We start from the raw sequence: 20684 nt of genomic DNA, 5'->3' as shown, positions 1-20684 counted from the left end.
GCGGAGGCAGTCAGGGTTTTGACGGTAACGTCGCCGCTGATGTAGAGCGTGCCGTTGCGGATTTCTGTTTGCATGGTGTCTTTATGATGTAAGGCACCATGCCGTCTGAACATCAGGCGGCATGGTGCGGGGGTGGATTATTTACCGCCGTTTTTGGCTTTCAAGTCGGCAATCAGGCCGTCGATGCCTTTGGCTTTGATGGTTTCGCCGAATTGGTTGCGGTATACGGTAACCAAGCTTGCGCCTTCTACTGCGACATTATATGCGCGGTATTTGCTGCCGCTTTGGTAGGTGGTGAAGTCCATGTTGACCGGTTTTTGGCCGGAAACGTTGATTTCGGCGCGGACGACGATTTCTTTACCGCCTTTGTTTACGACCGGGTTGTCTTTGATGTTGACCTTGGCGTTTTTGAATTTCAGCATGGTGCCGGAGTAGGTGCGGATCAGCAGGGTTTGGAACTCTTTAGTCAACGCTTGTTTTTGTGCGTCAGTCGCAGTACGCCATGGGTTGCCGACGGCCAAAGCGGTCATGCGTTGGAAGTCGAAGTAAGGGATGGCGTAGGCTTCGGCTTTTTGGCGTGCAGTGTTGGCGTCGCCGCTGTTGAGGATTTTCAGCACTTGAACGGAGTTTTCACGGACTTGGTTGACTGCGTCGGCAGGAGAGGCAAATGCCATGCTGATGCTCAATACGCCGATGCTCAATGCGCTGATGAAAGAAGTTTTTTTCATGATAGTGTCCTGAATATTGAGTGGATATGTGTTTATTGTTTGTTTTGACCGGCAGATTCACCATCTGCGTTTTTCTCGGCAAAGCTGGTCATGAATTTGCCGATAAGATTTTCCAAAACCATGGCGGAGCTGGTGACGGTAATGGTGTCGCCTGCTGCCAAAGAATCGGTATCACCGCCTTGTTGCAGGCCGATGTATTGTTCGCCCAACAAGCCTGAAGTCAGGATTTGTGCGGAAACGTCGCTGCTGAACTGATATTGGCTGTCCAGATTGAGGGCGACTTTTGCCTGATAGGATTTAGGGTCGAGCTGAATAGAGGCAACGCGGCCCACTAGTACGCCTGCGGATTTGACCGGAGCGTTGGTTTTTAAGCCGCCGATGTCGCTGAAATCGGCATAGACGGTGTAGGTTTGTGATGATTTGCCGAACGATTGTCCACCGGCGGCGCGGAAGGCGAGAAAGCCGATGGCGGCCGCGCCCAATAAGACAAACAGTCCTACCCAAAATTCCAAAGCATTTTTTTTCATGTGCTATTGTCCTTGTTTCATTCTTTTTAAGTGTCGTTTCAGACGGCCTTTAGTCGGTAAACATCCATGCAGTCAACATGAAGTCGACGGCGAGGATGGTCAGGGCGGAAGACACTACGGTGCGTGTACTAGCGCGCAAAATACCTTCGGAAGTCGGTACGCAGTGGAAACCCTGATGTACGGCGATCAGCGTAACGGCTACGCCGAAGGCGGCGGATTTGATTAAGCCGTTGAGGACGTCGTAATGAAAGGTAATGTTGTTTTGCATTTGCGACCAGAAAATACCGCCGTCCAAACCCAGCCATTCGACGCCAACCAAATACGCGCCGTAAATGCCGGCAACATTGAAAATTGATGCCAGCAAAGGCATGGAAAACACCCCCGCCCAAAAGCGTGGCGCAACCACGCGTGCCACAGGATCGACCGCCATCACGTTCATTGCTTCAAGCTGTTCGGTGGTTTTCATCAAGCCGATTTCGCTGGTCATGGCACCGCCCGCGCTGCTGGCAAACAGGATGGCCGCCAATACGGGACCTAATTCGCGCAACAGGGAAGCGGCAACCATATAGCCCAAAATATCGGCGGATTTGAATTTTGCCAGCTGCGTATAGCCCTGCAAGCCCAATACCATGCCGACAAACAGGCCGGACACAGCAACAATCAGGACAGACAACACGCCTGCAAAGTAAACCTGGCGGATGCTCAGGCGTGGGCGGGTAAATGCCGTACCTGATTTGGCCAGGATGTGCAGGAAAAACAGCGTAATGCTGCCCAGCGATTGGATGAAGCCGAGGGTTTTTGCCCCGACGAAACGGATAAAATTCATAGGTTTCAGTTGATTGGTTAAATGGTTTCAGACGGCCTTGTTTAAGTTTCAGGCCGTCTGAACATCAGCCCAGCAAGTCTTGTTTTAAAGTCGTTTGCGCCGGATAGCGGTAGGCGACGGGGCCGTCTGCCAAACCGCCGACAAACTGGCGTACCCAAGGCGAGTCGAGTTCGCGCATTTCTTCGGGCGAGCCGGAGAACATGATTTCGCCGTGTGCCAAGAAAATGACTTGATCGACAATTTCCAGTGACCTTTCAATATCATGTGTTACCATGACGCTGGTCGAGCGCAGGGCTTTGTTGGCACGGCTGATGAGGTGGGCGATAACGCCCAGCGAAATCGGATCGAGGCCGGTGAAAGGCTCGTCATACAACATGATTTCAGGGTCGAGCGCAATCGTACGCGCAAGGGCGACGCGGCGCGACATACCGCCGGAAAGCTCGGAAGGCATCAGGTTTTCAACACCGCGCAAACCGACTGCATTCAGTTTCAACACCACCAAATCGCGGATGACTGCTTCGGGCAAATCCGTCAGCTCGCGCATGGGGAAGGCGATGTTGTCGAAGACGGATAAGTCGGTGAACAATGCGCCGTGTTGGAACAAAACGCCCATGCGGCGGCGGTGTTCGTACAGCTCCTGCGCCGAAAATGCGGCCAAATCTCGCCCTTCAATCAGCACTTTTCCCGATTGTGGGTGAATTTGACCCGTAATCAGGCGCATCAGCGTGGTTTTACCGCTGCCCGAACCACCCATTACGGCGGCGAAATTGCCTTGTGGAATGCTGAAGTTGATGTTGTTCAGAATAGGACGGTCGCCATATGCGAAGGCAACGTCTTTCATTTCGATGAAGGGTGTGGAACTCATGCAGGAGAGGGGTGTCGAAAAATGTATTTTAATTACGGGTATTGTAAAGGGTATTGGATATTCGGGCAATTTTCAGACGGCCTGTGCTTAAGAATAACGGGTAAAAACGTGTGAAAGAATGCAGAAGCGTTGGTGGTACGGTCGTTTTGCAGCGTGTTGTGTCAAACATACAGACAGCTGTGTAGGTATATAAAGAGGCGGGCAAACATGCCCGCCTTGTTTTTAATATTTTTGCAAACCTTCTACCTTGATTTCTTTGGCATTGGCATTTATGAAGGCTTGGGTCGCCTTCATCGTGGCTTGGATGCGCGGATCGTTCCAGCGCACGATTTGGTTGTTTTCATCGCGCTTGTCCGACCAAATAATCACGCCGTCGGTGTATTTTTTGCTGATTTCGAGCATTTTGCGCCAGCGGGCGGGGTCGATGAATTGCTTGAAATAAGGGCTGTTGGTGGCCGAATAATATTGCGGCCAAATGTAGCCGATGATTTTTTTGTTGGGAAAGCGTTGGTGGATGTCGTCAACGGCGGTTTTCACGTCTTTTTCCCATTGCACCAAATCGGGGGAAGTGATGTAGAACACGGGATTGGCATAGTCGCTGATGGCGGCGGTGGGTGCACGGCGTTTACTGACTTGCCGCCATTTGGCCAAGATGGTTTCGTTGTCAACGTTGGGGCGGTAGTGGCGGATGCCGTGCAGGTGTTCGGAAGGCATGCCGTAGTTGCTGATGACGGCGCGCGGGTTTTCTTCTCTGAAGATTTGGTACATTCGCGCGAAGTCGGTTTTCAATTCGTCGGGGGTCAGCAGTTGGCCGTCTTTTTCGGCAAACCAGCTTTCGATGTCGGTGGAAATGGTGCGGTAGCCTTCGCGGCGCGATTGTTTGGCCAATTCACGGATGCGCGCTTCGTTGAGTACGCCGTGTTTGAGTTTGCCCGTCGGATCGGGTTTGACCAGCTCGCTTTCGTAAACCAAGAACACTTTGGAGAGTTTGTCGGCAGTAAGGTCGGGTTTGCCGACATAGTCCATGCGGTCGTAGATAATGAAATCTTTGGCATGGGCGGAGAGGGCAGTCAATAAGAGGACGAAGGGCAAAAGGCGGTTGGGTTTCATATTTTTAGGCAGATAAGGGAAAAGGGCCATTGTACGGGAAGCGGTGTTAAAGTAAGTCAAAGACCGTCTGAAAGGATAAAAGTTCTTTCAGACGGCCTTTTATTTGAATGTAGCAGGAATATTCAGCTTTATGGCTAGTGTCACGGATTTATTGCGCTGAAGTTTTCTCTAAGAATAGGAAAGTCTCGGCTTTGTTGCGCGGTCTTGCGCCTTGCCACAAGGTCTGCCAACCCGAAGGTGCGCCGATGTTGGCGGCTTGACGGATGAGGCGGTAGCGGCAGGAGGCGTTGTCGGTCGTGGTTTTAATATGGCTGTATTGTGTCCACGCGATGCGTGTGCGCTGGTCTTGGCCGTCGATGCTGATACATTCGAGGCCGTCTGAAAGTTTCTGTTTCAATTCGAAAGAAAGCGCGGCTTCCATTTGGTGTACCACCGGCGCATGGCTTTTGGCGGCGTTGAGCCACGGTAAAAACAGGGTCATCAGCAAAGCCCAAGCCAAGGTCACGCCGGCCGCCCAGTTGGTGACGGCTTGGCGGCCGCGGATGTTTTTACGCGTAATCGCCCAAAGCCACAATGGGGTAAACAGCAGGGCGACTGCCATCGGAATCGGGTCGATGTCGGGGATGTAATACGGGCTAAAATAGGCGGCGCGTTCGGCCAGTTTGGTAGGCCAGCCGTAGTTCATGGCGAAGAAGCCCAGCCACAGGAAGACGGCAATCAGACCAAATGCCATGATGCCGAACCAGTTGATAAATGCCACTGCACCGCGACGCAGGCCGTCCAGTTGTGCCGCGCCGAGCAGGGCAAGCGGCGGCAACAGCCAAACGAGGTTGTCTTGCAGGCGTTGAGGATTGATGGCGAGCAGGGCTGTCATGATAACCAGCCACGACAGGCTCAGAATGCCCCAATTTTTATCGTGGATACGCGTGCGGCTGAGCGTCCATGCTGCCAGCGGCCAGGCAGGCAGGGCAAACCACAGCAGGTTTTTCAGATAATAGGGCAGGTTGAAGGCCGTCTGAATCTGATGGAAGCCGCCGAATACGCCTAAGGAATAATGGTTGAACCAAATATCAAACCATTCGGGATTGGTTTTTGATAAAACCAGCGGATACAGAATCAGTAGGGGCAGGGAAACGACGATGGCGCCAATCAGGGTCAGCAGATAGCGTTTGCTTTGCCAAGTAGAATGGAACGATAGGGCAAGTGCCAAAAACATCATGGCCGCGGTCAGCAGATAGCCTGAGGAAAGGGAGAGTAAAACCCAACCGCCGCACAACAACAAAATGGCGATAATGACGCGGCGGTGTGCCAGTGAAAAGCCGCACAGAATCAATCCAAACGCGGCAAAAGCGGCCGACATGGGATTGAGGAAGTGGGCGATGGGCAGCAAACCGATGCTGCCGATAAGGATTAAGACAACGCTGCGGCCGTGATGTCTGCCGAGAAAGTTGAAACCAGCAAATCCGCAGGCCGTCAGTCCGATGGTGGTGAATACCACGCCGGCAAAACGCGCGGCATCATAGGCATCGGCCGCCCAAGGCGAAAACAGGGTTTGGAATGCGGTTGCCACCCACAAAAAAGCAGGGGAGATGGTGAAGTCGGGTTGGCCGAAGATTTGTGCAACCAACAGGCTGCCGCCGTTTTTCATGGATTCGGAGGCGGTAAAGAGGGAGGGTTCGGCAGGGTTCCACAAGTCATGCGAGAACACGCCCGGCCACAGCCAGGCAAAGGCCATCAGCAGCAGAAGCCATGGTTTTTCATGGGTTTTTTGGGGGCGGCGCGGATCGGGCGGTGTGTAAGTCAGCATGGAAGGTCAAAAAACGGTTAGTTTGAATAGTAATGGTACAGGGTTTGACAGGTTTGCGCGATATGCCGGACCGGAGAGCTTTGTAAAATAATGCTTATGGCTCGTTTTTATCGGGTGTTTGGAATGATATGGTATTCGGTTGACGACAAAAAGCTCAGGCCGTCTGAAAGAAATATTTCAGACGGCCTGAATGCAAAAAAGACTGCACGAAGCAGTCTTTTTGACAAAGCGGCAATTAGCGTTTGAACAGGTTGCCGAATTTGTTGTTGAATTTGTCCACACGACCGGTAGTGTCGACGATTTTTTGAGTACCGGTGTAGAAAGGGTGGCACAGGGAGCAAACCTCAACGTTGAAGCTGTCTTTTTCCATTGCGGATTTGGTCACGAATTTGTTGCCGCAAGAGCAGGTAACGTTGATTTCGTGGTAGTTCGGGTGAATACCTTGTTTCATTTGATTTCCTTTCGATTAAGCGGGCACAGGGGTTTTGCCTGTACTTCAGTTAAGCGTGGGATTTTCGCTATTTTTGGCTGTTTCGTCAAGCGGATATTTTGCGTAGCGGGCAGTTTCGCAACAGGCGAGAACAGTTTAGAATAGAGTTTCAAACCAAATATTGTGTAATCGGGCTGTAATTCAACTGAAAAGAGGATGTAAAACCTCTTTTAGATGTGAAACTTTAAGAAAAATAATAGTCTGATTAATATTTACGCTTTTACGAACAGGAGACGGAATCCATGCAAAAAAGGATATTGACGCGTATTTTGCGTGTCTGGGGAGGAATGTTGCCTCCGTCTTATTGCAAACCATTCGGCAGAATTGCGCAAAAATTCCGCGCCGCTTTGGCTGCGTGCATTTCCCCAAACATCGGAAGAAACGTCAATATTGAAAAAGGCGGATATGTTTTTCCGGATACGGTAATCGGCGACAATTCGGGTATCGGCGTCAATTGCGAAATCTGCCACGGCCTGACCCTCGGCAAGAACGTGATGATGGGACCGGAATGCCTGTTTTATTCAACCAACCACAAATTCAACCCTGAAACCCGCCGCTTTGAAGGCTATACGGACATTCGCCCGATTGTGATTGAAGACGATGTTTGGATTGGTAGACGTGCGATTATCATGGGCGGCGTTACCATCGGTAAGGGTGCGGTAATCGGCGCAGGTTCGGTGGTTACTAAAGATGTGCCGCCTTATTGCGTGGCAGCGGGCAATCCTGCGATTGTTCGGAAAAATCTGCTTGATGAGCAAGAGCTTGCAGCCGAATAGCGTAAACAAAATAGCAAAATAAAAGGCCGTCTGAAATTCAGCCGGCCTTTTTTAATATTGATTAAGCAGCAATTTTTTCGCATTCTTTAATGCAAGCCAAGCAAGATTCGTAGCAGGCTTTGCATTCAGCGTGGTGGCCGGCGTGTTCTTTGCAGGCGGCAGAACATTGTTTGCAGGCTTCGATGCACACTTTTGCCAAAGACGGAGTCAGGCGTGAATTTTGGGCGGCGAGGTTTTGCAAGGTGCCGCACAGTGCCAGCATTTGGTTAACGCCGGCTGCGCAGTCTTTCATGGAGGTATCGCCTTCGCTCAACAGGGCAATGCAGTGCGCCAAACAGATTTGACCGGCTTCAACGCAATGTGCGGCCGCTTTGCGCGCAGCTTCGTAGGCGCGCGGTGCAGAGTGCGCGTGACCAGCATGACCGGCGTGGTGTGCATGGTCGTGAGCACGGGCAAAAGAAGCGGCGGCGGTGAGAGAGACAGCAGCGGCGCTGCCGATAAATTGACGACGGTTCATCATAGTTTCCTTTTTGCTTTGTAGAAATATCGGACGAATTATTTCATCCGTTATTAAAAGGTTATCATGTTATTCGTTTTTAAACAATGGGCCGTCTGAAGGTATCGATAACACGTTCAGACGGCCTGTTGTTGGATATGATATTTGTTTAAATTAATCACAAATCGGATAGCTGAAATACGGCCAAGTGACTTTTTGCCGAGAAAATAGTCGGTTTATTCCGCCAACAATTCTTCCGGTTTGACTTTCTCGCCATACACGGGTAAGAGGGTTTTTTCATAGGCGGCTTTCAGACGGCCGTCTTTTTTCATGGCGGCGATTTCGCCGTTGACCCAGTTCAGGAGGTCGGTGTTGCCTTTTTGAACAGCCGGGGCGATGAATTCGGCAGGGCCGAGGTTGCCGATGGCGACTTCAAAATTCGGGTTTTCTTTTGCCCATGCCCACAGCAGGGCGTTGTCGTGGGCGAGTGCTACGCCGCGGCCGTCTTTCAGCGCGTCGAAGGTTTCGGTATTTTGGTCGAATTTCAGCAGTTTGACTTCAGGATGGCTTTTGGTGAAGAAGGCGTCGGCGGTGGTGCCTTTGTTGACCAGAAGGGTTTGGTCTTTCAATTGTGCAACGTCGGTAATCGGTTTGTCTTTGGGGGAAACTACGCCCAAGGCCACTTTCATGTAAGGATCGGCGAAATCGACGGCTTCGGCGCGTTCGGGTGTTTTGGTGAAGTTGGCGAGGATGAGGTCGACTTTGCCGGAACGGACGTATTCGACGCGGTTTGCGGCCTCGGTCAGGACGAATTCGACTTTGTCGGGGCTGCCGAGCAGGTCTTTGGCCAGGTCTTTGGCGATTTCAACGTCAAAGCCTTGGTTTTTGCCGTTGGCGTCAACATAGCCGAACGGAGGCTTGTCGCCGAATACGCCGATACGGATGACGCCTTTTTCTTTGATGGCGGCAACGGTTGCTGCGCCGCTGCTTTGTGAAGATTGGGCATCGCCGGAGCCGCCTCCGCAAGCAGTCAGGCCGACGGCGATGGCGGCGGAGGCGAGGAGGGCTTTGAATTTGGCGTTCAATTGCATGAGTGTTTCCTTTTCAAATGTTTGGTTGAAAGTGGAGGCCGTCTGAAAAAGGGTTGGACGGCCTGAAAATAAAATCAGTAGTCCATGCCTGCCAAGAATTGGCGGGCGCGTTCGCTTTTCGGGGCGGAGAAGAAGGTTTCGGGGTCGGTCGATTCGACGATGCCGCCTTTGTCCATGAAGACGATGCGGTCGGCAACTTTGCGGGCAAACCCCATTTCATGGGTTACGATGAGCATGCTCATGCCTTCGCGGGCGAGTTCTAAAACCACTTCCAAAACCTCGCGCACCATTTCGGGGTCGAGTGCGGCGGTGATTTCGTCCAGCAGGATGACTTCCGGATTCAGGCACAGGGCGCGGACAATGGCGATGCGTTGTTTCTGGCCGCCGGAGAGTTCGCGCGGATAGGCGTTTTTGCGGTCGATCAGGCCGACGCGTTCCAACAGTTTGTCGGCTTGTGCCTCTGCTTCGGCGCGGTTGCGGTTTTGTACTTTCACCGGGCCTAAGAGGATGTTTTCGATGACGGTCATGTGGGCAAACAGTTCATAGCTTTGAAAGACCATGCCGACTTTTTGCCGGGCGGTTTGCCAGGAAACGTCTTTGCCGAATTCGCCGACCCCGTCCATCACGATGCTGCCGCCTTGGTGCGGCTCCAAACCGTTGACGCAGCGCAGGAGGGTGGATTTGCCGCAGCCGGACGGGCCCAGCAGTACGATGACTTCGCCTTTTTCCAAGTCCAAGTCTAAGGATTGAATGGCGGTTACGTTGCCGTATTGTTTGTGCAGGTTGCGGATGCTCAGTAAAGCCATGTCAGTGTTCCCATTTTTGTTCAAGTTTTGCCGCCAGCAGCGACAGCGGCCAGCAACAGAAGAAATACAGCATAAAAATCAGGCCGTAAACCCAAAATGAAGCATTGGGTTGCGTCAGCAGCGAGTTTTCGATGATTTGCTGGCCGACTTTGACGACTTCGATGACGCCGATAAGGGAGGCGAGCGAGCTGGTTTTGATCATGCGCGTAAACAGATTGACGGCGCCGGGCAATACGCGGCGGATGCTTTGCGGCAGCTCGATGTAGCGGAATACCTGCCCGCGGCTCAAGCCGAGTGCCAGGCCTGATTCGACCTGGTGTTTTTCAATCGATTCCAATGCGCCGCGGACCAAATCGCCCATTTCGGCGATACCCCACATGGTAAATACCCAGACACAGACCCAAAATCCGTCGATGTGGATGCCTGTCCAGACGGATAGGCCGAAATACAGGCCGAACAGCCACACCAAAATCGGCACGATTCGGATGGTTTCGAGATAAAACCGTCCGATAAAGCGGATGAGCCGGTTGCGCGAACGCAAAACCAAGCCGAACAGCGTACCCAATACGCAGGAAGCGGCAACGGAGGCCAGGGAAATCTGCGCCGTTAACAACAGGCCTTCGCCCAAGCGTGCCGCGTTTTGTCCTTCAAACAGCCAGTCAAACACCATATTTTGCACTCCGTACGCGGTTTTCGGCCCAGCGCGCCAGAAGCGAAACGGGCAGAAGGATGATCAGGTAGCTGGCAAACAGCAGGAACAAGGCTTCGTTGGTTTTGTAGTCCATGCCGATGATGTCTTTGGTAACGAACAACAATTCTGCAATGCCGACCGCGCTGACGATAGATGTTTCTTTCATCAAAAACAATACGTTTGCGCCGATGGCGGGAACGGCGACCGCCCATGCCTGAGGCAATTCGACATAGCGGAACACTTGAAAGCGGCTCAAACCGATGGCCTTGCCCGCTTCGATCTGTCCTTTGGGGACGGCCAAAATACCGGCGCGGATGGCTTCCGCCATATAGCTTGCGCCCAAGAAAACCAGTGCGATCACGCCGCAGGTGAAACCGTCCCATTTAATGCCCATTTTCGGCAGGCCGTAATACAGGAAAAACAATTGGATCAGCAGGGGCGTATTGCGCGACAGCTCGATATAGGCGCGTGCCAATGCGTAGAAGGGGCGGATGCGGTATGCCGTAACCACGGCAACGGGCAGGCCGAACAGCAACGACAAAACGACGCCATATACCGACAATTCCAGCGTCAGCTTTGCCGCATCGACAAATTTAGGGATGGCATCGATCAGATAAGACCAGTTCATCAGAGTCAGACAATCAGCATGATAAAGGCAGTATTTTAACGGGTTTGTAAGAGAGTGTTAAATAATGGATAGGAATATCGATTGTGGATAAAACATAAAAAATGGAATAAGGCAAAGGCCGTCTGAAACGTTTCAGACGGCCTTAGAATGTCAAGGTTTCCGCGTCAGGCGGCAGCCGCTTTCCGTTCATGAATCAGTAAATTCAACAGGGCGGCCGTGCCTGCCAAGACTGCGTCGGCGTACCACATCCAGCCGTAATCGTTGAAGCGCGTGATGACGATGCCGCCGATGTACGAACCCAAAAAGCCGCCGATTTGGTGGCTCAACATGGTCAACCCGAAGAGGGTGGCCAAGTAGCGCGTACCGAAAAGTTTGCCGGTAATGGCGGCGGTGGGGGCGACGGTTGCCAGCCAAGTGAAACCGAGTCCGGCGGCGAAAAGATAGAAGTTCAAATCGGTTTTAGGGGCGGCCAGATAAATCAATATCATGGCGACACGCGAAGCATATAAACCGAAGAGGACGTATTTGCCCAAAAATCTGCCGGTACACCAGCCTGAAAAAATACAGCCAGCGATGTTTGCCAAACCAATAATGGCAATGGAGGTCGAAGCGACCGTAGCAGGGAGGCCGCAAAGTGAAATTTCGGTTGGCAGGTGGGTAACCAAAAAGGCGATGTGGAAACCGCAGGTAAAGAAACCCAAATGCAGCAAGATATAGCTGCGGTTGGCGAAAGCCTTGCAGACGGCCTGCTTCAGGGTTTGGCCGTCGTCGGTATGGACGGTATGAGCAGCATGTTTGCCGCCGGCCAGCCACCAAGAAATCGGCAAAATCAAGATGGCAATGACTGCCCAAACGTAAAATGTCCCCGTCCAGCCGACGTGGGGGAGGGCAATCAAACCTTGAACCAGCGGCGCGAACAAAAATTGCCCTGCGGACCCGCCTGCATTGACCAGGCCGGAAGCCAAGCCGCGCCGATGAGGCGGCGTTTTGGCGGCGACCTGTCCCATAATGATGGAAAATCCGCCCGAACCCGTACCGAATGCCAACAATAAACCGATACCCAGCATCAGCCCCCAATAAGTCGGCATTTGCGGCACCATCAGACAGGCGGCAATCAATAGAACCGTCCCGCCGGCTAAAACCTTAAACGCGCCGAAACGGTCGGCCAACGCGCCGGACAAGGGTTGCGATATGCCCCACATCAATTGGAAAACGGCAATAATCAGGCTGAACTGGGTCATGCTCAATTCGGTCGAGTTGACGACGGGCAGGACAAAAAGCCCTAAAGTCATCCTCATGCCGATGGTAATCAGCAGGATGGAGGCGGCAGCGGCGATCAGCAGCCACAAATTGGGTAATTTGGCAGAAGAATCGGTCATGATGTTTGTGTATGTAAGGGGCAGGGAATAAAAGCTATTCCTGCCACTATATTATTTATTTGATTTCTCGGCGAGCCGATATATAAACGCGCGATTCTAGCATTGGGCGGGAAACGGCATAAATAACCGTTGGTTCTTTGGATATGGTAAAAAGTGATATGGTTTGAGGATGAATTGAGGATGAAGCGGTCAAATATTCTTCGTTTGGTACTGACGGAGCAAGCAAATTGCCGTTGAATTTTCGTTTGAGAAGAAAGGCCGTCTGAAAAGTTTCAGACGGCCTTTGTTTGACTGACTTACATCAGATGATTTCCAGAATGAAATACTGACGCAGTTTTTCGTACACATTATTTTGTACGTTGATACAACCATTGGTTATGATGCGGTCGGCCACATGAGGAGAAGCGATGCGTTCCATGCGTCTTTCCTGCGGCTTGAGCGTCCATACCCTGTGTAACGCAAACAGAAAGTCATTTTCTTCTTTGAAGCCGATAACCTCGCCACCGTAACCCGGTTTGCTGGTCATCATCGGCGTCATATTGAATTTGCCTTTCGGCGTGGTCTTGCCAATCAGTACCGGATGGCACTGACCGTCATCGGCAAAGCAAAGCTCCGCCTTAGCTGTATTGACCACAACTTTTTTACGCTGGATATAGTCACTGACAGCATCGGCAGCAGCCAAAGAATTCAGACCTGCTGCCAAGGCTATACCCAATAGGATCCGTTTCAAATTTGTCCTTATTGACGGATGCGTTTAGGAGCTTCTTTAATGATCTCGCGGATGATCACTTGAGGCTCTTGTTTAGGTGTAGGTGCTGGAGGAGGACATACAGCATCTTTAGGGAATACTGGATTCCAGAAGAAGCTGCGTGCAAATTTGTCTTTGTCGAAGATCACTTTGTATTGACAAGTAGTGATGCCTTCAACGCCGGAAGTGTTTTCAGGGTCAACTCCTACGCCTGGGGTGTAGAAGTGGAACAGGTAGTCCCATTCACGCACGCCAACCATGCCTTCGTCGTAGTGAGGACGGCCGAGGATTTTGTAGATGTCGTCTTTGGTCAGACCAGGACGCATTTGATCCAACTCGTCAAAAGTCGGGAATGTACCACGGTCTTTGTTGAAGGTCAGAGAGTAAGGTTTAGGGAAGCGTGGCTCGTCGGTAGTGCCTTCAGGAGTGATTTTGCTCTTAGTAGCACAGGCGGCCAGCAGGCCGGTAGCCAGCAGGACGAAGCCCACTTTTGCGATTTTTTTCATTTGATAATCCTTTTATTGATTTTACCAGCCGAACTTTTCAGACGGCCTGTTAGTGCCGGCAGCGAGTTTGCCGGTTTACCCAAATAATGTTGTGCTTCTTAAAGATGTACCCGACGGTTTGACAAACAGAACATCGGCACATTCCGGCAGGGCATTGCGCCTCATCTCCGTTGTATCCGCCTGAATCGGCAGAACCGTTCAGACGGCCTGACTGACATTTATTGTCACTTTGTAACAATTTCACTGCGAGTAAGGCTTGGGGTTTAGAGATGTCCAGTTTTCGATAAATCAGGTTGTATTGCGTAATACCTTGTTATCTTTGTGCTTTAGTTCATTTTGGCATTTGCCGGAGATTAGGTACTTAATCTTTCGGATGTTATCCCTGCAAATTGTATGCCAGTTTTCCTTTATACGCATAATCTGTGTATGCCAGAATGTTGGCTTTATACAACATTCATATTAACGAACCAGAAACGGATTGTACCTTTTCTCATGCTCGATACTGGTCATGCGACCGTGCCCGGCTATAACTTGCGTGGTTTCGGGCAGGGTTAATAGTTTAGCGCGGATATTGTTTATGAGGTCATCATGATTGCCGCGCGGAAAATCTGTGCGACCAACGGTCTCATAAAATAAAACATCGCCTGCGACTAAAAGACTGTTTTCGGCGTTGTAAAAAACGACTTGGCCGGGAGTGTGGCCGGGAATGTGGAGGACTTGGAAGCTATGGTTGCCGACTTTGAGCGTTTCCCCTTCTTCCAGCCAGCGTGTCGGCGTGAATGACGGAGAAACAGGGAAGCCGTATTGCGCCGTTGTTTGCGGAAGGGCTTGGAGCAGGAATTCGTCGTCTTTGTGCGGACCGAGAACGGGTACGTCGCAGGTTTTCAAAAGTTCAACCACGCCGCCTGCGTGGTCAAGATGGCCGTGGGTCAGCCAAATGGCGGTCAGCTTGAGGCCTTTGCTTTGGACTTGTTGCAATAAATAAGGGACGTCGCCGCCGACATCGGCCAACACGGCTTCTTTGGTTTCATCGTCCCAAATCAGCGTGCAGTTTTGACGGAAGGGGGTAACGGCGTTGATTTCAAATTGGAGTGCCATGGGTGTTCCTAGGAAATGCTTATTTAATGTTGTTTACGTTTCAGACGGTCTTTTGTTATTATGCATATATAATAACAAAAGCAAGTATGGAAAAGTGTCTTATGAATATGAATAATGTAATGCGAACCATGATACCGATTTTTGCGGCTTCTTTCATCTCTGCGGCGTTTGGTGCAGATTTGTTGTTGGCGCAGGAATATAAAAATCAAGATATTGCCGGTTGGGCCATGAGTGAAAAGTTGGATGGCGTACGCGCGTATTGGGACGGCAGGCAGCTGGTCAGTCGTCAGGGCTATGCGTTTACACCGCCCAAAGGTTTTACAGCAGGTTTTCCGCCGTTTCCGATGGATGGCGAGTTGTACAGCGGACGAGGGCGGTTTGAGCAAATTTCCGCGACGGTGCGTTCTGCCTCGGGAAATTGGGACGGCATCCGTTTGCATGTTTTTGATGTGCCGCAGGCGCAGGGCAATCTGTATCAGCGGCTGGAAACGGCTTCGAAATGGCTGAAATCACACCCGTCGGCACGGTTTACGGTTATTCCGCAAGTCAAGGTGCGCGACAAACAGCATGCTTTGGATTTTTTGAAACAAGTCGAAGCGCTGGGTGGGGAAGGTGTGATGCTGCGTCAACCTGAAGCCCGTTATGCAAGCGGTAGAAATGGGCAGCTGTTGAAGCTGAAAAGTGAATATGATGATGAATGTACAGTGACGCGTCATTATGAGGGCAAAGGGCGAAATGTCGGGCGTTTGGGTGCGGTAGGATGCAAAAACCAATATGGCGAGTTTCGTATCGGCAGCGGTTTTAAGGATAAAGACCGCGACCATCCGCCGAAAATCGGTGCGCTGATTACTTACCGTTATCGTGGTTTTACGCAAAAGGGAACGCCGAAATTTGCAACATTTGTCAGGGTGCGCTCGGATCGATAAAACAAATTAAAGGCCGTCTGAAAATAGGTTTCAGACGGCCTTTAATATAGATGTTGCATAGTCTTTTATAAGGTTTCCAATACATCGGGCAATTCGGCCAAGCTTTTGAGCATGGCGATATGGGGCAGGGCGGAAAGTTGTTGGGCAGTGTGTGCGCCGGTGGTGACAGCGATGGCGCGGATTTTGGCATTGGCAGCCATTTCTAGGTCGTGGGTGGTGTCGCCGACGACGACGGCCTCTTCCGGCTCAACACCCAGTCGGTCGCAGAGGGCGAGTACCATGTCGGGCGCGGGTTTGGACGGATATTCGCTGGCGCAGGCGGTTTCCAGCCAAAAGGCTTGGGTGTCGGTTTGTGCAATGGCTTTGTCCAAGCCGCTCCGGCCTTTGCCGGTCGCTACTGCAAGCCAATAGCCTTGTTGTTTCAAGCGTTGCAGGCAGGGCAGGGCTTCGGTGAACAGGGTCATGTTGCGGTTGTTGGGATTGAGGTAGTGCGCGGCATAGGTCTCAATCAGGGTTTCCTGAACGTGTTCGCTGACGTTGTGGGCAAGGCGGCGGATGATGCCGGACAGGCTGTATCCGATGAGCGGACGGATTTGGTCGGCTTCGGGAACGGGCAGGCCACAATCGGCAAAGCTTTGTTGAAAGGTGTGGATGATGGGGTTGGTGGTGTCGGCAAGCGTGCCGTCCCAGTCGAAAATAATGAGTTTGGGTTTCATGGGTTTCCTTTCAGACGGCCTTTTCCTGATTTTCCAGCATTAAAACAAATTGCGCTAATTCTTGCGGCAGGTGGGCTTTCAGGATTAGTTTTTCGCCGGTCAGCGGATGGGCGAGGTGCAGCTCGGAAGCGTGCAGGAACATTCTTTTCAAACCGAGTTTCTGCAGGCGTTTGTTGGCCTGATAGTCGCCGTAGCGTTCGTCGCCGGCAATGGGGCAGTCTTGCGATTGTAGGTGGACGCGGATTTGGTGGGTGCGGCCGGTTTTCAGGGTGGCTTCGACAAAGGTCAGGTCGGACAGGCCGACTTGGTGCAAAAGGCCGTCTGAAAAACGGTTTAACACGCGGAAGATGGTGTGGGCGGATTGGCCGTCTTCGCTGACGCGCACCATTTTTTCACCTTGTGCGCCGGTGTATTTGAACAGGGGAAGCTTGACGTGGAAGCGGTCGTTCGGCAGCCTGCCGACACCCAGCGCGAGATAGATTTTTTTCGGATGGTCGTTGCGGATGGCTTCGTGCAGTTTCACCAAGGCGCTGCGTTTTTTGGCTATCATCAAAAGGCCGCTGGTGTCTTTGTCGAGGCGGTGGACGAGTTCGAGATAACGCGCTTCGGGACGGGCGCGGCGGATTTGTTCGATGACGCCGAAGCTCACGCCGCTGCCGCCGTGGACGGCAACGCCGGACGGTTTGTTGATGACCAAAAGCGCATCGTCTTCGTAAACGATGTCAAACTCGCGTGCTGGCGCGGCCTGGTTTTCAGCCGGCCTTTGTTTTTCTGCGATGCGTATCGGCGGAATGCGAATAGTATCGCCTGCCTGAATGCGGTTGTCGGGTTTGCAGCGTTTTTTGTTCAGCCGCACTTCGCCGGCGCGGATAATGCGGTGGATATGGCTTTTCGGGACGCCTTTGAGGATTTTTATCAGATAGTTATCAAGGCGTTGGCCTTCCTCGTGTTCGGCAACGGCAATCAGGCTGACTGAATCTTTGCGTATTGCGTGCATTTTCTCTATAATCCCAAACGTCCGTTTCGGGACTCGAACCTGCCGTCGCAGGCCGTCTGAAACGGATTTATTGTTAAAACGAGATTTTATATTAAAAACGCACTCCGCAAAGCATTTCCTTGTGTTTGTTCAAAGCCGGCAAACGCAATCCCGTAATTAAGTTTGAATTGAACCTGCCGTCCGGCCGGGCGTAAGACGCAGTCCGCGCAGCACCGTCCGAAATTACCGGCGCTACGATAATAAGAAGATGTAGGCTGCCTTAATTTTGTCCGAAGCATCAGCATTCGGACGGCAGCGGAACCATCAACCTTTCCGCCGCATTGTTCTTTATTTCCTTCTTTATCCGAATCCGTCCGCACATGGCTTGAGTTCAAGCATGCAACCTTGCGGATTTCAAATCAAATACTGGTTACACGGGGATTTTCCCATCTTGCCTTTGAAGAGTGCCAACCGGACAGACAGGCCGTCTGAAAAAGATATTCACAAATCAAACGGCCGCTGTTCACGAGGTGACTATGAAAAGAATGTTATTCAACGCAACGCAGGCCGAAGAGCTGCGCGTTGCCATTGTCGATGGCCAAAACCTTTTGGACTTGGACATCGAAACGCTGGGCAAAGAACAGCGTAAAGGCAATATCTACAAAGGTATCATTACCCGCATCGAGCCGTCGCTGGAAGCGTGTTTCGTCGATTACGGAACCGACCGCCACGGCTTTTTGCCGTTTAAGGAAGTATCGCGTTCATATTTCCGCGACTACGAAGGCGGCAGGGCGCGTATTCAGGACGTGCTCAAAGAGGGCATGGAAGTTATCGTCCAAGTCGAAAAAGATGAGCGCGGCAACAAAGGCGCGGCACTGACCACCTTCATCAGCCTGGCCGGCCGCTATTTGGTATTGATGCCGAACAACCCGCGCGGCGGCGGCGTATCCCGCCGTATTGAAGGCGAAGAGCGCCAAGAGTTGAAAGCCGCCATGGCCGAACTCGACATTCCGAACGGTATGAGCATCATCGCCCGCACCGCCGGCATCGGCCGCAGCGCGGAAGAGTTGGAATGGGACTTGAACTACCTCAAACAGCTCTGGCAAGCCATTGAAGAAGCAGGCAAAGCACACCATGACCCTTACCTGCTCTTTATGGAAAGCTCGCTGCTGATTCGTGCGATTCGCGACTATTTCCGTCCCGATATCGGCGAGATTTTGGTGGACAATCAAGAAGTTTACGACCAAGTTGCCGAATTCATGAGCTACGTCATGCCGAGCAATGTAGGCCGTCTGAAACTCTATCAAGACCACACGCCGCTGTTCTCCCGTTTCCAAATCGAACACCAAATCGAAAGTGCGTTCTCACGCAGCGTCAGCCTGCCTTCCGGCGGCGCGATTGTGATCGACCATACCGAAGCCCTGGTTTCCATCGACGTCAACTCTGCGCGTGCCACACGCGGCTCGGATATTGAAGACACCGCGTTCAAAACCAATATGGAAGCCGCCGAAGAGGTCGCCCGTCAAATGCGCCTGCGCGACTTGGGCGGTTTGGTCGTCATCGACTTCATCGATATGGAAAATCCGAAACACCAACGCGATGTTGAAAACGTCCTGCGCGACGCGCTCAAAAAAGACCGCGCACGCGTGCAAATGGGCAAACTTTCGCGTTTCGGCCTTTTGGAGTTGAGCCGCCAACGTTTGAAACCGGCTCTGGGAGAAAGCAGCCATGTTGCGTGTCCGCGCTGTGCCGGTACAGGCGTCATCCGCGGCATCGAATCCACCGCCCTGCACGTTTTGCGCATCATTCAAGAAGAAGCAATGAAAGACAACACCGGCGAAGTACACGCACAAGTGCCTGTCGATGTTGCCACCTTCCTGTTGAACGAAAAACGCGCCGAGCTGTTTGCGATGGAAGAGCGCTTGGATGTGAACGTCGTCCTGATTCCAAACATCCACTTGGAAAATCCGCACTACGAAATCAACCGCATCCGCATTGATGACGTAGAAGAAGACGGCGAACCGAGCTACAAACGCGTTGCCGAGCCGGAAGAAGACGAATCCGCCAAACCTTTCGGCAGCGAAAAAGCCAAAGCTTCCCGTCCTGAGCCAGCTGTCAAAGGCGTACGCCATACCCAGCCTGCACCGACTGTCGCCCCTGAGAAAAAAGCCTCTTGGTGGGACAGCTTCAAAGCTTGGTTGAAACGCATTTTCGGCGGCGAGCCTGCACCTGTCGCAGTTGCTCAAGAGCCTGCCGAAAAACGCACTACAAACAACCGCAGCCAAAACAGTAACCGCCGTTCAAACAGCCGCCGTCAAAATCCACGCCGCAACAACAAAAACGACGGCAGCAAAGTCGAAGTGCGCGAAGTGAATGCCGAAGCTGTCGACAGTAAGTTTGAAGAAAACAAATCAAACGAAAGCCGCAACGACGAGCGTAAAGACACCCGCCGCAACCGCAACCGTAACAACCGCCGCGATGATCGCAACAACGAGCGCAATCGTGTTGAGGAAGTGGTTGAAGACGTAAACGTTCAGGAAGTGGCTGCACTGGCTGAGATGCCGTCTGAAAACCAAGCGGAACAAAACGGCAATAAACGCCGCCGCAACAACAGTCGCAACGAGCGCAACCGTCATCAACCTGCGGAAAACCGTGTTGAGGACGTGAACGTTCAAGCCGATGGCGAACAGGCGCAAGTCGAAGCGGACGACAACGCCCGCAGCGAAGAGGGTGTGAAAAACAACGGCCGTCAAGGACGCGACTGCAACAACCGTCAGCGCAACAACCGTCAGCGCAACAACCGCAACGACCGCCGTTCTAACAGCAAAAAACGCAATATTCCGTCTTCAGCAAAAATCGAGCAATACCTGAACATTACCGATACCGCCGACAAAGTTCTCTTTGCTGTGGCGCATGTTTTGGGTTTGAACGAAACGGTTGAAGCTGCAAATGCGACATTGTCTTCTGAAAGCGATCAAGCCGAGCCGCTGGTGATTGTAGTATCCGAGCCTGAAGTGACCAGCGCAGAGCCATTCGTATTTGCGATTGAAAGCGAAGACGAGCCTGCCGTAGCGCAAACTGAAGGCGCTGATGCCGAACAAGCCCTGCTTGCTTCTGCAGTCAGCAATGTCAAAGAAGCCATTGCTGCGGTATTGTCTCCAAATGCAACGGCTACTGTTGCATCGGTTGAAGCACCAGCCGAAACTGTTGTCACACAAACTGAAGCCGTAGCTGAAGCAGCGCCTGTCGCAATCGTTGTGCCTGAGAGCTTGGGCGATTTGATCTTCGTTGAAACCGATCCGCAAGCCGTTGCCGCTTTTGCCGCGCAGCCACAACCTGAACCGGTTGCTAAAACACGCCGTTCGGATGTGCCTAAAGTAGAAGTGGAAGACACAGCAGTCGAAATGATTTTGGTGGAAACACGCAAAGACTAAGATTGGTTTTCCAGTTAAAAGCCCGATGTTGAACGCATCGGGCTTTTTTACAGGAGAAGT

General features: G+C 52.0%; 21 protein-coding genes. 3 read left to right on the top strand and 18 right to left on the bottom strand.

What is annotated here, in order from left to right:
* Window positions 1-137: 137 nt before the first annotated feature.
* From ACTHUM_RS04380 to rpmE, 7 genes are all read right to left on the bottom strand, one after another.
* Window positions 138-728, bottom strand: coding sequence for an MlaC/ttg2D family ABC transporter substrate-binding protein (locus tag ACTHUM_RS04380; RefSeq protein ID WP_003681817.1), 591 nt, complete (start codon window positions 726-728; stop codon window positions 138-140).
* Window positions 729-760: 32 nt separating this feature from the next.
* Window positions 761-1255: an outer membrane lipid asymmetry maintenance protein MlaD gene (mlaD, locus tag ACTHUM_RS04375; protein WP_003748012.1), complete on the bottom strand. Its 495-nt coding sequence runs from the start codon at window positions 1253-1255 to the stop codon at window positions 761-763.
* A gap of 49 nt (window positions 1256-1304) precedes the next feature.
* The gene (mlaE, locus tag ACTHUM_RS04370; protein WP_070695255.1) at window positions 1305-2081 is read right to left on the bottom strand and encodes a lipid asymmetry maintenance ABC transporter permease subunit MlaE; all 777 of its coding nucleotides are present in this window, start codon (window positions 2079-2081) and stop codon (window positions 1305-1307) included.
* Window positions 2082-2145: 64 nt separating this feature from the next.
* Window positions 2146-2946, bottom strand: a complete 801-nt coding sequence (locus tag ACTHUM_RS04365; protein WP_049344969.1) for an ABC transporter ATP-binding protein — start codon at window positions 2944-2946, stop codon at window positions 2146-2148.
* A 222-nt stretch (window positions 2947-3168) separates the two neighbouring features.
* Window positions 3169-4056 carry a hypothetical protein gene (locus ACTHUM_RS04360; RefSeq protein ID WP_224783382.1) on the bottom strand — a complete coding sequence of 296 codons (888 nt, stop codon included), beginning with the start codon at window positions 4054-4056 and terminating at the stop codon, window positions 3169-3171.
* A gap of 148 nt (window positions 4057-4204) precedes the next feature.
* Window positions 4205-5863, bottom strand: coding sequence for an ArnT family glycosyltransferase (locus ACTHUM_RS04355; protein WP_049335814.1), 1659 nt, complete (start codon window positions 5861-5863; stop codon window positions 4205-4207).
* Window positions 5864-6098: 235 nt separating this feature from the next.
* Complete coding sequence (gene rpmE, locus ACTHUM_RS04350; protein WP_003681847.1) at window positions 6099-6314, bottom strand: 50S ribosomal protein L31; 216 nt, start codon at window positions 6312-6314, stop codon at window positions 6099-6101.
* Window positions 6315-6595: 281 nt separating this feature from the next.
* Here rpmE and ACTHUM_RS04345 point away from each other — a divergent pair, with 281 nt between their 5' ends.
* On the top strand, window positions 6596-7129 hold the full coding sequence (locus ACTHUM_RS04345; RefSeq protein WP_049335816.1) for an acyltransferase: 534 nt from the start codon (window positions 6596-6598) through the stop codon (window positions 7127-7129).
* 61 nt (window positions 7130-7190) lie between these two features.
* Here ACTHUM_RS04345 and ACTHUM_RS04340 read toward each other — a convergent pair whose 3' ends face one another.
* From ACTHUM_RS04340 to ACTHUM_RS04300, 9 genes are all read right to left on the bottom strand, one after another.
* Window positions 7191-7646, bottom strand: a complete 456-nt coding sequence (locus tag ACTHUM_RS04340; RefSeq protein ID WP_049335818.1) for a four-helix bundle copper-binding protein — start codon at window positions 7644-7646, stop codon at window positions 7191-7193.
* A 215-nt stretch (window positions 7647-7861) separates the two neighbouring features.
* Window positions 7862-8716, bottom strand: a complete 855-nt coding sequence (locus ACTHUM_RS04335) for an amino acid ABC transporter substrate-binding protein (RefSeq protein WP_036492138.1) — start codon at window positions 8714-8716, stop codon at window positions 7862-7864.
* Window positions 8717-8790: 74 nt separating this feature from the next.
* On the bottom strand, window positions 8791-9522 hold the full coding sequence (locus ACTHUM_RS04330; RefSeq protein WP_049344970.1) for an amino acid ABC transporter ATP-binding protein: 732 nt from the start codon (window positions 9520-9522) through the stop codon (window positions 8791-8793).
* 1 nt (window position 9523) lies between these two features.
* Window positions 9524-10192 carry an amino acid ABC transporter permease gene (locus tag ACTHUM_RS04325; protein ID WP_049344971.1) on the bottom strand — a complete coding sequence of 223 codons (669 nt, stop codon included), beginning with the start codon at window positions 10190-10192 and terminating at the stop codon, window positions 9524-9526.
* Window positions 10182-10841: an amino acid ABC transporter permease gene (locus ACTHUM_RS04320; RefSeq protein ID WP_003748035.1), complete on the bottom strand. Its 660-nt coding sequence runs from the start codon at window positions 10839-10841 to the stop codon at window positions 10182-10184. Before ACTHUM_RS04320 ends, ACTHUM_RS04325 begins: the two co-directional genes overlap by 11 nt.
* Before the next feature lie 164 nt (window positions 10842-11005).
* Window positions 11006-12220, bottom strand: a complete 1215-nt coding sequence (locus ACTHUM_RS04315) for an MFS transporter (protein WP_049344972.1) — start codon at window positions 12218-12220, stop codon at window positions 11006-11008.
* Between the two features lie 301 nt (window positions 12221-12521).
* Window positions 12522-12950 (bottom strand): hypothetical protein, encoded by a 429-nt coding sequence (locus ACTHUM_RS04310; RefSeq protein ID WP_049332858.1) that lies wholly within the window; start codon window positions 12948-12950, stop codon window positions 12522-12524.
* 8 nt (window positions 12951-12958) lie between these two features.
* A complete protein-coding gene (locus ACTHUM_RS04305; protein WP_049332857.1) occupies window positions 12959-13474 on the bottom strand; it encodes an outer membrane protein assembly factor BamE in 516 nt (171 codons plus the stop codon).
* A gap of 459 nt (window positions 13475-13933) precedes the next feature.
* Entirely contained in the window at window positions 13934-14572 is a 639-nt protein-coding gene (locus ACTHUM_RS04300; protein ID WP_070695256.1) for an MBL fold metallo-hydrolase, read from the bottom strand.
* A 119-nt stretch (window positions 14573-14691) separates the two neighbouring features.
* On the opposite strand from ACTHUM_RS04300, the gene ACTHUM_RS04295 reads away from it, so the two are divergent.
* Window positions 14692-15498 (top strand): DNA ligase, encoded by an 807-nt coding sequence (locus ACTHUM_RS04295; protein ID WP_070695298.1) that lies wholly within the window; start codon window positions 14692-14694, stop codon window positions 15496-15498.
* 65 nt (window positions 15499-15563) lie between these two features.
* Here ACTHUM_RS04295 and ACTHUM_RS04290 read toward each other — a convergent pair whose 3' ends face one another.
* The gene (locus ACTHUM_RS04290) at window positions 15564-16214 is read right to left on the bottom strand and encodes an HAD-IA family hydrolase (RefSeq protein ID WP_070646253.1); all 651 of its coding nucleotides are present in this window, start codon (window positions 16212-16214) and stop codon (window positions 15564-15566) included.
* Between the two features lie 10 nt (window positions 16215-16224).
* Window positions 16225-17211, bottom strand: a complete 987-nt coding sequence (locus ACTHUM_RS04285; protein ID WP_039861877.1) for an RluA family pseudouridine synthase — start codon at window positions 17209-17211, stop codon at window positions 16225-16227.
* A 515-nt stretch (window positions 17212-17726) separates the two neighbouring features.
* Between ACTHUM_RS04285 and ACTHUM_RS04280 the strand changes: the two genes are divergently transcribed.
* Window positions 17727-20624: an Rne/Rng family ribonuclease gene (locus ACTHUM_RS04280; protein ID WP_039861875.1), complete on the top strand. Its 2898-nt coding sequence runs from the start codon at window positions 17727-17729 to the stop codon at window positions 20622-20624.
* The last annotated feature ends 60 nt before the right edge of the window (window positions 20625-20684 follow it).

Source organism: Neisseria sp. P0021.S006 (assembly GCF_051956895.1).
This window is presented reverse-complemented; position numbering and strand designations above follow the sequence as displayed.

Excerpts from the sequence above, each read along its gene's own strand:
- ACTHUM_RS04315 (WP_049344972.1), bottom strand. The coding sequence starts at position 12,220 with ATGACCGATTCTTCTGCCAAATTACCCAATTTGTGGCTGCTGATCGCC.
- mlaD (WP_003748012.1), bottom strand. The coding sequence starts at position 1,255 with ATGAAAAAAAATGCTTTGGAATTTTGGGTAGGACTGTTTGTCTTATTG.
- ACTHUM_RS04345 (WP_049335816.1), top strand. The coding sequence starts at position 6,596 with ATGCAAAAAAGGATATTGACGCGTATTTTGCGTGTCTGGGGAGGAATG.
- mlaE (WP_070695255.1), bottom strand. The coding sequence starts at position 2,081 with ATGAATTTTATCCGTTTCGTCGGGGCAAAAACCCTCGGCTTCATCCAA.
- ACTHUM_RS04280 (WP_039861875.1), top strand. The coding sequence starts at position 17,727 with ATGAAAAGAATGTTATTCAACGCAACGCAGGCCGAAGAGCTGCGCGTT.
- rpmE (WP_003681847.1), bottom strand. The coding sequence starts at position 6,314 with ATGAAACAAGGTATTCACCCGAACTACCACGAAATCAACGTTACCTGC.
- ACTHUM_RS04285 (WP_039861877.1), bottom strand. The coding sequence starts at position 17,211 with ATGCACGCAATACGCAAAGATTCAGTCAGCCTGATTGCCGTTGCCGAA.
- ACTHUM_RS04330 (WP_049344970.1), bottom strand. The coding sequence starts at position 9,522 with ATGGCTTTACTGAGCATCCGCAACCTGCACAAACAATACGGCAACGTA.
- ACTHUM_RS04305 (WP_049332857.1), bottom strand. The coding sequence starts at position 13,474 with ATGAAAAAAATCGCAAAAGTGGGCTTCGTCCTGCTGGCTACCGGCCTG.
- ACTHUM_RS04360 (WP_224783382.1), bottom strand. The coding sequence starts at position 4,056 with ATGAAACCCAACCGCCTTTTGCCCTTCGTCCTCTTATTGACTGCCCTC.
- ACTHUM_RS04355 (WP_049335814.1), bottom strand. The coding sequence starts at position 5,863 with ATGCTGACTTACACACCGCCCGATCCGCGCCGCCCCCAAAAAACCCAT.
- ACTHUM_RS04320 (WP_003748035.1), bottom strand. The coding sequence starts at position 10,841 with ATGAACTGGTCTTATCTGATCGATGCCATCCCTAAATTTGTCGATGCG.
- ACTHUM_RS04300 (WP_070695256.1), bottom strand. The coding sequence starts at position 14,572 with ATGGCACTCCAATTTGAAATCAACGCCGTTACCCCCTTCCGTCAAAAC.
- ACTHUM_RS04325 (WP_049344971.1), bottom strand. The coding sequence starts at position 10,192 with ATGGTGTTTGACTGGCTGTTTGAAGGACAAAACGCGGCACGCTTGGGC.
- ACTHUM_RS04295 (WP_070695298.1), top strand. The coding sequence starts at position 14,692 with ATGCGAACCATGATACCGATTTTTGCGGCTTCTTTCATCTCTGCGGCG.
- ACTHUM_RS04365 (WP_049344969.1), bottom strand. The coding sequence starts at position 2,946 with ATGAGTTCCACACCCTTCATCGAAATGAAAGACGTTGCCTTCGCATAT.
- ACTHUM_RS04335 (WP_036492138.1), bottom strand. The coding sequence starts at position 8,716 with ATGCAATTGAACGCCAAATTCAAAGCCCTCCTCGCCTCCGCCGCCATC.
- ACTHUM_RS04340 (WP_049335818.1), bottom strand. The coding sequence starts at position 7,646 with ATGAACCGTCGTCAATTTATCGGCAGCGCCGCTGCTGTCTCTCTCACC.
- ACTHUM_RS04380 (WP_003681817.1), bottom strand. The coding sequence starts at position 728 with ATGAAAAAAACTTCTTTCATCAGCGCATTGAGCATCGGCGTATTGAGC.
- ACTHUM_RS04290 (WP_070646253.1), bottom strand. The coding sequence starts at position 16,214 with ATGAAACCCAAACTCATTATTTTCGACTGGGACGGCACGCTTGCCGAC.